The organism is Daejeonella sp., from assembly GCF_037719425.1.
Taxonomy (GTDB): domain Bacteria; phylum Bacteroidota; class Bacteroidia; order Sphingobacteriales; family Sphingobacteriaceae; genus Daejeonella.
In genome coordinates, this window is record NZ_JBBJNI010000150.1 from 1 (window position 1) to 10217 (window position 10217).

Sequence of the window (10217 nt, forward strand, 5' to 3'; positions counted from 1 at the left end):
TTTAAGTACTAACTCGTGTTTTGCGGTATCACCAGTTGAGGTGCTATCCGCCCCGATTTCTTTGATTTGCGATGAATTACACGCCGAAAATAAAATTGCGGATGCCGCGAGAAAAAAGAGATTTTTGGTTTCCATACTATTAGGTTTTAGATTACTGAGTACTAATTTAAATTTAATTCCGGAAGATGCTCCGCATTTAAGGAGTAGAACAAAATTTAATTATACCGGGTATTAAAACCTATCATTAGAACTCTACTATAATTCAGCATCCCATTTTTATGATCTTTTATTCGCGTATTGCCATTGCTACGACTTTATTGGAATAATGGCGTGTTATTTCAAAATTTCTTCCAGGTAAGAATCCAGTTTGTCGAACGGTTCTGGTGCTGCTGTATTATTTTTTGTTGACACGATCTTTTGATTAGAAGTTTAATTTAATTTTCTTTTAATAGGTCAGCCAACCGGTCGAACATAATAAGCCAGCTTGGATAAGCTCCGGTTCGTTTCGCCAATGCCTCAGAAACTGTTTGATGAAGAATAAGCATGGTTTTCCCGTCCAGGTCTTCGAAGGTTATCGTTAAGGTAGTTTCTTCCGGCCATTCCGGATCCATTCCTGCATCCTCTGCGCTTATTAGATTTCCGTGCTCGTCGGAAACAGCCATTGTATGTACGATTAGTTCAGGATATAGCACTTCCTTGTAAATTCCTTTGCACCAGCATTCCTTTCCATTTGGGATAACGATGCACGAGAGAAAGCTGCCCCCATTTTTCATATCAATCTGTGGAAATGAAATGCTGCAGCCAGTCGGCGCATACCATTTTAAAAGGTGTTCAGGGTCGGTCCATGCCTTGAAAACTAATTCCCTTGGCGCGTCAAATACACGCGTGATATGGACCTGATCGTTCGCAGTTCCACCTTTTTCTTTGTTATTTTCCATCCTGTTTGGCTTTAATTTGTAAGTCGGTGAGATAATTATCTAGTGAATCCAATCTTCCTGTCCAAAGCTTTCTATACTGCTCAACCCAACTCGACACTTCAATAAGCTTTTCGAGCTTTGCCTCGCAATAACGCTCACGGCCTTTCTGTTTAATCTTTACAAGCCCGCATTCGGTCAGGATCTTTAGATGCTTATAAACAGCAGCCCTGCTGACATCAAAATTCTCTGATACCGAATTTACATTCATTGATTTAAAAGCGATCATGTTTATGATCTCTCTTCTTGTCGGATCTGCTATGGCTTGAAAAACGTCCCTTCTCATAATATGAAACCTTTTGGTTTCCAAATGTAAATGAAACCTTTTGGTTTCTCAAATTTATTTGAAAAAAATTTCCCGGGAAGGGGGCACAGTATCCGGACCACCGGTAATACTTTTAAGAGAAAATAAGGCAAAAGCCTCGAACTGTGAACTACGGGTGGATTATTGCAGTTGGAATAATCATAGTATTCCCTATCTCATCTTCCAGTACTTCAGCATCGAAGCCCGAAACAGTGAGTAAAGCGATTATGCTATCGGAATTGATTTCACCTGTTTCACTTTTCACTCTCATTATCCGGTCGCAGTCTTCCAGGTCGAAGTTAACTGCATAATCAGAAAATAATCTTTCCACCTGTTCAATCAGCCGGGCGGCTTCATAGGGATCATCGACGTTGGTTCTAAAGACTTCTATCATGGATGTTTTCTCGTCTGAACTTCTTAAATCAAATTAAGCTAAGGCTGCATCGGGGTTTAGCCATACAATTTCCCAGAGATGATTATCGAGGTCCTGAAACGCATGCTGATACATGAATCCATGATCCTGCGGTTCGCTGTATATCGAGCCACCTGCGGCAACAGCTTTATCAATCATTTCTTCAACCTGGTCTTTCTTTTCTACCGACAGGCAGATAATTGACTCGGTATTTTTTGAGGCGTCGCAAATCTCTTTGGTAGTAAAGGTCTTGAAAAATCTTTCAACCAGGAGCATAACATAGATCGTATCGCTGACCACCATGCATGCTCCTTCGTCGTTAGTGAAGTTTGGATTGAATTGGTAGCCAAGGGCTGCAAAAAAATCCATTGATTTTTTAAGATTCTTAACCGGGATATTTACAAAGATATTTGTCGCCATAACCGGGATAGCTGTTTGTCTATTTCTTTTCCAATATTCTTTTCAAGTTAGCAAGGCTTGTGTCCATATCCTTAACCAGCATTTTTTTCATGAAAAGGGTCATCAGATTCATAGGATATTTCTGTACTCCTTCCATAGACCAGTTTAATCTTGTCTGATCTCCAGACACGTTTTCTGTGTTCATGCGTGTCTGCGCGACTCCCTCAAAAGGCTTTTCAAACCGGATCTCAATATCAACGCTCTGACCCTCATCAACATTTACTATTTCCTGCTCGCCTTTGCCTGCACTTTTGTTTTCACTATCCCAGGCGTACACAAATCCAACCGAGCCGTCCTTCCCCCTAAATTCTGTTTTCTTGTCAGGGTCACTCATAACCCACTTGCTGTAGAAATCCTGGTTCCTGAGGTATCGGATGTAGTCAAAAACCTCTTCCTTATTTCTGTGTATCAGCACTTCGCTTTCAACGCGGTATGTTTTACTGACAAATAAAGCAGCTACCAAAACCAGTACTACAACTGCCGCGATGCCTATTAGAATGTTTACTATCATAACTCTTAGATTACATATATTTCATGGCATCGTAGCCAAGCAGCCTTCTCTATAAAGCGATCTGTCCGATACAATTAGCCTCTCTGTAAGATACAAATGTGATCAAATCAAAAAGAGGAAATTCCATTCCCGGCATCTCGATCTTTTTGTTCAACTGGGCATCATCCGCATTCACTAATAATTCTCGTAAGATCGGACTGATTTCTTTCCAGTCTTTCTTAAATTGTTCTAACGACGGGTAGGTCACGCCTTCTTTTATTCCCTGATTATCTTTGAACAGATCATCGGCCTGTTGTTTGTAAGATTTCGATTTATCAAGATCGCGGGCAAGCTCATATCTCTGCTGAACTAAGCTTCCCGCCAGCCAGGCAATGTGATTCGCCTTTGTGTCCAGACGCGAATGTGCATCCTTGTCGGATATTCCTTCAAGTGCATTGTTAAAGAATGTAGTTTGCATATCATACAATGCAGGAATGGTAGCCATTCGGGCGCTTTTCGTTTTTAATTCCATGTCTTTCAGATTGTTTAAACAAATTTAGCTTAAATGCCGCCGTCTCCTAGGGTTGAATAAGACATTATAAAGGGTTGATTGCGACATTAATTTGAAGCCATAATTGTGGATACCGAGATAAATTATTCGAAATATTGGGGAACAAGTATCTAATGCCTATTTTGCCGTAGAAAAGAATAAGCTTATGAAAAATACCCTCACTGGATTTATTATCTTGATAACTGTGTCGATAGGCTATGGACAAGCCCCGGCAGCCCCATCTACTATGTCTTTATCAACACCAGCCTTTCCAGATGGTGGTATCATCCCAATAAAATTTAGTCAGGCTGCACCCGGAGCGGCTCCTGGCGAAGGCACTTCACCGGCTTTAAGCTGGACCGATGTGCCGGCGGGCACAAAAAGTTTTGTGCTGCACATGCATGATCTGGATTTCGTCCGCAATAAAACTACCGACGATCAGGTTCACTGGCTGGTATGGAACATTCCCGCCGACTCTAAAGGCTTTCCTGAGGGACTGCCAAGAGGAGCTACGCTGCCTGACGGAAGCTATCAGATCAGTGTGACCGGGCTTGTGTATCGCGGCCCCGGCGCTGCTGCAAGTGGCCCCCTTCACCATTACATGTTCGAGCTCTTCGCCCTCGATACAAAACTCAATGTAAAACCGGCTGCTGATGCGTTTGAGTCGCGTAAGCTAATAATGAAGGCAATGGAGGGACATATTCTGGGCCGGGCGGCTTATGGGGGGAGGTTTAGGAGACCTTAATCAAGTTGACAGTTGAGAGTTGAAAGTGGAAAGCGGAAAAATCAGGTGCGGATGCAGATAATCCAAAAGTGCGGGAATGAGAAGCCTTGATGTGGAAAATTCAGCAAGATTTCCCGGGTCGACACCAGATGAAAAGTGGGTACTGATAAATAAGATTTTTGAATTTCAGGAATTAGGATAAAAATAAATATATTTCGTACATGTTTAGTTTAAAAGGAAAATCAGCGGTTATTACAGGAGGCGGCAGTGGAATTGGCAGAGCAATATCAGTACTTTTTGCAGCGCAGGGCGCTCATGTTCATATTGTTGAATTGAATTCAGAGTCCGGTGATATTGTAGCAAAGGAGATAATCTCAAACGGAGACCAGGCATCTGTGCATTCTTGCGATGTGTCTGATCAAGCGAAAGTCGTGTCTCTTTTTAATACTATTGGGAAGATAGATATCCTTGTAAATAATGCAGGTATAGCCCATGTCGGCAATGCTGACAGTACTTCTGCTGAAGATTTTGAGCGTGTCTACAACGTGAATGTAAAGGGTGCTTATAATTGCCTGTTCGCCGCTATTCCGCTTATGAAAAAGAATGGAGGCGGTGCGATTGTGAATCTGGCGTCGATCGCAGCAATAGTTGGGCTTTCTGACAGGTTTGCATACTCAATGAGTAAGGGTGCTATTTATGCTATGACATTATCTGTTGCCAAAGATTACCTGGCTGATAATATCCGGTGTAACAGCGTTTCGCCAGCTCGTGTGCACACTCCGTTTGTGGATGGCTTTATCTCAAAAAACTATCCGGGTAGAGAGGATGAAATGTTCGAAAAGCTTTCAAAAAGCCAACCTATTGGTCGGATGGCTAAACCAGATGAGGTTGCAACTATGGCATTATATCTGTGCTCAGACGAGGCAAGTTTTCTGACTGGCTGTGATTATCCGGTGGATGGAGGATTTATAAAGCTGAATACTTAAAATAACAGATGACTATACAACCATTAAGTTTAAACAGCAGCCTGAGGGCGTATTTATCTATACAAACAACACCGGCATGGAATCTCCAGGCCGGATCATTCGACTAAAAATCCAATAATCCATGAAATTAATACGATGGGGAAATCCCGGCAAGGAAAAAACAGGAGTTATTATTAATGACGTCAAATACGACACATCGTCTTTTGGCGAAGATTACAATGAGCAGTTCTTTGAAAACGACGGGCTAAAACGCCTTGCCCAATATGTGAAGGCGAACGAGGGTAAACTTCCTGTTGTTGCTGAGGGTGAACGACTTGCAGCCCCTTTTGCCAGGCCCTCAAAGATTCTTTGTATAGGGCTAAACTATGCAAAGCATGCTGCTGAAATGGGAGTACCTATACCGGCAGAGCCGATATTGTTTATGAAATCTACAACAGCGCTTATAGGCCCAAATGATGTTATCACTATTCCTAAAGATTCTGTGAAAACTGACTGGGAAGTAGAGCTGGCTTTTGTTATTGGTAAAAAGGCGAGCTATGTTTCAGAGGATGAGGCAATGGATTATGTCGCCGGATATTGCCTTCACAATGATGTATCTGAACGTGAATTTCAATTGGAACGAGGCGGAACCTGGGACAAGGGTAAAGGGTGCGATACATTTGCCCCAATGGGGCCTTTTATGGCTACTACCGATGAAATTAAAGATCCTCATAACCTTCGATTATGGCTGAAGCTGAATGGTAAAATACTTCAGGACAGTAATACAGACGACCTGATCTTCAATATTCCGTTTCTGGTTTCTTATGTGAGCCGGTTTATGACCCTACTTCCAGGTGACGTGGTTTCGACTGGAACACCTGCCGGGGTTGGACTAGGGCTCAAGCCACCACTTTTCCTGAAAGATGGCGATATCGTTGAGCTAGGTATTGATGGTCTGGGAGAGGCCCGGCAGGTTGCGAAAGCCTATGTTAAAAGTTGATTCACATCAGGGACAGTGCTACACATTAGAGCCAAGAATCAAGAGCCAGGAACCAAGATAGATTCAGGGTTTATTTATTGACACCGGTTATTTTATAGACCCTGAACGAACGTATTAAGCCGGGATTTACCAACTTCAATTATAATTAGTAATGGCAACCTTACCGGAGTACGTCTTGGTTCTTGGTTCTTTGTTCACTCTTTTGCTATCTTTAAAGCCTCAATAGTTGTATAATATTTAGCAATCATATTGGGCGCTTCCCACTCGGGCATCTTTCCGCTTTTGATATAAGCGATCGCCACTTCAGAGGAATTAGTACGTTGAAATTTCCCAGGTTTAACCTCCCATTGGTCGCCGTTTTTTATAAATTCTGTGCCCGGATATTTGTCTTGCAGTTTTTGCTGCGCAGCATGAATCTGTTTCTCGAATAGCGGAATATCAGCGCCTGGCTGTGGTTTTACGAATAATGTCGCTCTATACTTTTCGGCAGCATCCTGTCTTATTTCCAGATCTGCCTTTGTACCGCGCATTAAGGAATAATGGGTGTCGCTGCTGCCTGGAGGCTCTCTGTAGTTCCAAAGAACTGTGACCTTGGAGTGGATTCCTTTAAGCGTATAGTTCATCTCACCATTTGAATAAACCGAAAGGATACTGTCTTTAAGATCTTTTTTAAGATAGTCCGGGTACTGATCAAGTTTAGTGACGAGTTTAAATTCAGAAGGAGTAAGCTTTGATGGCCATTCCCTGGAAGAGATAACCTTCACGTCAGTTCTATAGTTAAGGGATTTGTCGGGAAAGCTTAGCCATTGATTCAGGTCCACTAAATGTGTGCTTACATCCACGATACCATGTCCCTGCTGATCAACATCAAAGAACCAACCTGGCCTGATGCCCGTTTGTCCGGCTGGCCCTTTCAAATAATGATGAAGATTGGCCTGAACCAGCGCTGGGTTTTCCAAGTTTCCTTTTTGAAGGCTGCCAAACAGTTCCGGGATTTGGGCAAGTTCTTTTTGGAGGATGTTACTAATGTCATAACGCAGATCCATCGGATCAAACAGGACAAGCTTTTTACGTGCGGCTGTCTGGAATGATTTTTCAAGCGATCTGAAATCGGTAATAGCCATGGGTTTATCCGCGATGACGTGAAAACCTCCTTCGATAGAACGTGTTATATACCCGGATTTTTTACTGTTGTTTCCAGAAATGAGGACGGCATTACCTTTTTTATCGGCAAGCATTTTTTCAAGATAATCTGATCCCGTATACACTACCAGCTTCCAGTTCGTGGGATTGATTTTCCGGGTATTTGCCCTTTCAATGGAGTTCATATACTGCTGAACATCCGGGCCCGCAGGAGCATAGACATGCACTTTAGGATCAATAGCCTGGTTCATAGAACTCTGCATAAACGTCGCATGTCCGTGGCCGGGATCAAGAATTATAAGTTTAACTACAGCGTCCCCTTGGTGAGAAGCGGCAGGAACATTTACAAAGCCGCTGTTAGTGCTCATAATTATCGAAATGCCTGCTATTAATAAAGTCCATTTGCGGGAACCTGTTTTTGAATTTTTAGTCATGTTAATGCTGAGTAGGAATGAAAAGAGAACACTTAATTATGTTATGGTTTTTTATGCGGTTAAGGTCTTTGTTCCTTGTTCCTTATTCTTTTTTCTTCACAAAGTAATCATAAACCATCTTACTTACGTTCGACATAGCCAGCACTCCAGCTTTATCATCCGTCATTTCTTTTGATAAAAGAACCAATACATATTTTCTGCCATCAGGAAGGTAGACTATTCCGGCGTCATGGTTTATCCCCTTTATCCAACCTGTCTTGTGTGCTACTTTTACATCCCTGGGAAGCTGAGCGGGAATCTTATCGTTAAAGGCCTGGTCCAGCAGTATTCTGATCATCGCATTAGACGACCTCTTATTAACTATTTTACCCTTCGCCATATCATTAAATATTACCATCTGATCGAAGGCTGTAGTTGTATTATTCATCCCTTTCTGATAAGCTTTGCTATCTTCCACGCCGCGCAAAACCTGAATGTCATTCGCACCCATCTCACGCATAGTCTGGTTTACATTTTTCGCTCCAACCAGATCAATAATAATGTTTGTGGCCAGATTACTGCTCTTAATAATCATTAAGTAAAGCAGATCGTATATTGGAAGTTTGGTGCCCACCTTTGTATAAAGCACCGAATCACTGTCATCTCCGGCATCCAGGGAGAACAGGCTTTCATCAACAATACTTTTAAATTCATTTTTGACAGGGATACGTTCGCGAATCCTGAACTTGCCCGCAGCGGCTTGTTTGTAAGCCTCGATTAACACCGGGGTTTTCATTGTGCTGGCGGCGTGAAAGTTGATTTTCTCGTTGATGAGGATCTCCTCGCCAGTTTGGAGATTTTTGAAAGCTAGCGCGAAAGTGCCTTTTTGCTTTGCGAATTCTGCTTTAATCTGCTCTTTTAATTGTTCCGGATTTTTTAACGAGTTGGTTGGTGAAGAGATCATTACTGAAAGTGTAAGTAGAATTGCTGATAATGTTATGCTCATAATAATTTGATATAATTAAAGATACAATTGTATTTTTATCTGATAAAATAGCAGAACACATACACCCTTGTAATGAAACTTAAATTATTGGTATTCTTCAACCTCATGTTTATTACGACTCATTTTGCGATGTGTCAGAATCCAGCGAAAAATAGTTTGGCGGTAGAGAAAATATGGGGGCAATATGATAAATATAAAGAGCCTGGCATTAAGAACAGGTTTATGAAACACGCAGAGATGATGCCTTTGATCCCGAAACACGTGGATTCCAGGTTGGTGACTATAGAAGAAATAGGTAAGTCAGTCCGTGGCAGGAGTATTAACCATTTAACAGCCGGACGTGGAAAAACTAAGGTAATGCTATGGTCTCAAATGCATGGTGATGAATCAACGGCCACTATGGCCCTGTTTGATATGTTTAACTTCCTCAGTTCAAATGATGATAATAGTGAGTTAAGAAAATTGATTTTGAATAATCTGGAGCTCCATTTCGTTCCGATGCTTAATCCCGATGGGGCGCAGGCCTGGAAAAGAAGAAATGACCTGGAGATTGATATTAATCGCGATGCACGTATGCTGGTGACTCCCGAAGGACGGGCACTTATGGAACTGGCAAAAAAACTGCAGCCGCAGATCGGCTTTAATCTGCATGACCAGAATTATCTTTATTCCTCAGGACGGTCAAAGAATTCAGCTACGATTTCGTTTCTCGCTCCCGCATATAATTATCCAAAGGATATGAACGCAGTCCGCAAGCGGGCTACACAGATTATCCTGTCGATGAATAAAGCACTGCAAACTAAATCTCCAGGGAACGTAGCAAAGTATAACGATGATTTCGACCCCCGTTGTTTTGGAGATACTTTCCAGGGCATGGAAATTTCGACCATTCTTATCGAATCGGGGGGTTACTATCATGATCCTGAAAAGCAGTTTATTCGGAAGCTTAATTTCCTGGCTTTGCTGACAGCTTTTGAAGCTATAGCTAAATCATCCTATGAAAAAGAAGATATAAAGGACTATGATGCAATTCCCGAAAATGAAAACTCCCTTTATGATGTCTTTGTAAAAAACGTAATCATCACCAAAGAAGGCCGGGAATTTAAAACCCACCTTGGCATAAACCGCTCCCAGGTACGGTCGACAGATAACGCAGCGATGTCATACAGTGGCCGTATCGCTGAACTGGGTGATCAGGAACTGGTGTTTGGATATGATGAAATAGATGCATCCGGGTTGAAGTTCACCCCGGCGAATATTAAGACCATGACTAAAGCTGAATGGGAGAAATTAACTCCGCAGCAAGAATTAGATCTGATAAAAGAGGGATATCTTTTTGTTAAATGGTCAGATGGCCCATCGCCTACCGGAGCAATTAAGAATCGATTATTGAACCTGACTAACAATACCGAGAATGCGGTCCAGGAAGCGGGAATAGGGCAAAACGCTCAATTCCTCCTTACCAGAGACGGCAAGCCAGTTTTTGCTGTGGTAAACGGTTACAAAGTGGATTTGAGCCAGCCGGCGAAAGTGCTGGCGAATACTTACGGATATTAGCTATGGGCTATCAGCTATGAGCTCTTGGTATGGCGCATAAAAATGGGGCAATATAAATGGTTGCCCCATTCTTCTAGTGATATCTTAAACGTTTGCAGGAAGCTGATAGCTCACAGCCCAAAGCTAACTGCTCAAGGATAAAATTCCCGTACCCGCGTCTCTTCCGGAATAGCTTGTTCAGTTTTCCCAAGTTTGCGCAGGAGCACAGCGCGATATTTAT

The 10217-nt window shown here is 42.3% G+C and carries 12 protein-coding genes; 4 read left to right on the forward strand and 8 right to left on the reverse strand.

The window, feature by feature from the left end; genetic code table 11:
- Nucleotides 1-434: 434 nt before the first annotated feature.
- The 6 genes from WKF69_RS16190 to WKF69_RS16215 form a co-directional block, all read right to left on the reverse strand.
- Nucleotides 435-938: an SRPBCC domain-containing protein gene (locus WKF69_RS16190; protein WP_340383192.1), complete on the reverse strand. Its 504-nt coding sequence runs from the start codon at nucleotides 936-938 to the stop codon at nucleotides 435-437.
- Nucleotides 928-1260: a metalloregulator ArsR/SmtB family transcription factor gene (locus WKF69_RS16195; protein WP_340383193.1), complete on the reverse strand. Its 333-nt coding sequence runs from the start codon at nucleotides 1258-1260 to the stop codon at nucleotides 928-930. Before WKF69_RS16195 ends, WKF69_RS16190 begins: the two co-directional genes overlap by 11 nt.
- Nucleotides 1261-1408: 148 nt before the next feature.
- A complete protein-coding gene (locus WKF69_RS16200; RefSeq protein WP_340383195.1) occupies nucleotides 1409-1672 on the reverse strand; it encodes a hypothetical protein in 264 nt (87 codons plus the stop codon).
- Nucleotides 1673-1705: 33 nt separating this feature from the next.
- On the reverse strand, nucleotides 1706-2110 hold the full coding sequence (locus WKF69_RS16205) for a VOC family protein (RefSeq protein WP_340383197.1): 405 nt from the start codon (nucleotides 2108-2110) through the stop codon (nucleotides 1706-1708).
- Nucleotides 2111-2129: 19 nt separating this feature from the next.
- Nucleotides 2130-2660 (reverse strand): SRPBCC family protein, encoded by a 531-nt coding sequence (locus tag WKF69_RS16210; RefSeq protein ID WP_340383199.1) that lies wholly within the window; start codon nucleotides 2658-2660, stop codon nucleotides 2130-2132.
- 49 nt (nucleotides 2661-2709) lie between these two features.
- On the reverse strand, nucleotides 2710-3171 hold the full coding sequence (locus WKF69_RS16215) for a DinB family protein (protein ID WP_340383201.1): 462 nt from the start codon (nucleotides 3169-3171) through the stop codon (nucleotides 2710-2712).
- A gap of 184 nt (nucleotides 3172-3355) precedes the next feature.
- Between WKF69_RS16215 and WKF69_RS16220 the strand changes: the two genes are divergently transcribed.
- From WKF69_RS16220 to WKF69_RS16230, 3 genes are all read left to right on the forward strand, one after another.
- Nucleotides 3356-3934 carry a YbhB/YbcL family Raf kinase inhibitor-like protein gene (locus tag WKF69_RS16220; protein ID WP_340383203.1) on the forward strand — a complete coding sequence of 193 codons (579 nt, stop codon included), beginning with the start codon at nucleotides 3356-3358 and terminating at the stop codon, nucleotides 3932-3934.
- Nucleotides 3935-4134: 200 nt separating this feature from the next.
- Complete coding sequence (locus tag WKF69_RS16225; protein ID WP_340383205.1) at nucleotides 4135-4899, forward strand: SDR family oxidoreductase; 765 nt, start codon at nucleotides 4135-4137, stop codon at nucleotides 4897-4899.
- Between the two features lie 121 nt (nucleotides 4900-5020).
- Nucleotides 5021-5878 (forward strand): fumarylacetoacetate hydrolase family protein, encoded by an 858-nt coding sequence (locus WKF69_RS16230; RefSeq protein WP_340383207.1) that lies wholly within the window; start codon nucleotides 5021-5023, stop codon nucleotides 5876-5878.
- 194 nt (nucleotides 5879-6072) lie between these two features.
- Here the strand turns inward: WKF69_RS16230 and WKF69_RS16235 are convergent, their stop codons facing one another.
- Both WKF69_RS16235 and WKF69_RS16240 read right to left on the reverse strand, forming a co-directional pair.
- On the reverse strand, nucleotides 6073-7455 hold the full coding sequence (locus WKF69_RS16235; protein ID WP_340383208.1) for a putative oxidoreductase C-terminal domain-containing protein: 1383 nt from the start codon (nucleotides 7453-7455) through the stop codon (nucleotides 6073-6075).
- Between the two features lie 82 nt (nucleotides 7456-7537).
- On the reverse strand, nucleotides 7538-8440 hold the full coding sequence (locus tag WKF69_RS16240) for a serine hydrolase (RefSeq protein ID WP_340383210.1): 903 nt from the start codon (nucleotides 8438-8440) through the stop codon (nucleotides 7538-7540).
- Between the two features lie 72 nt (nucleotides 8441-8512).
- On the opposite strand from WKF69_RS16240, the gene WKF69_RS16245 reads away from it, so the two are divergent.
- A complete protein-coding gene (locus WKF69_RS16245) occupies nucleotides 8513-9997 on the forward strand; it encodes a M14 family zinc carboxypeptidase (protein WP_340383212.1) in 1485 nt (494 codons plus the stop codon).
- Nucleotides 9998-10217 lie beyond the last annotated feature (220 nt).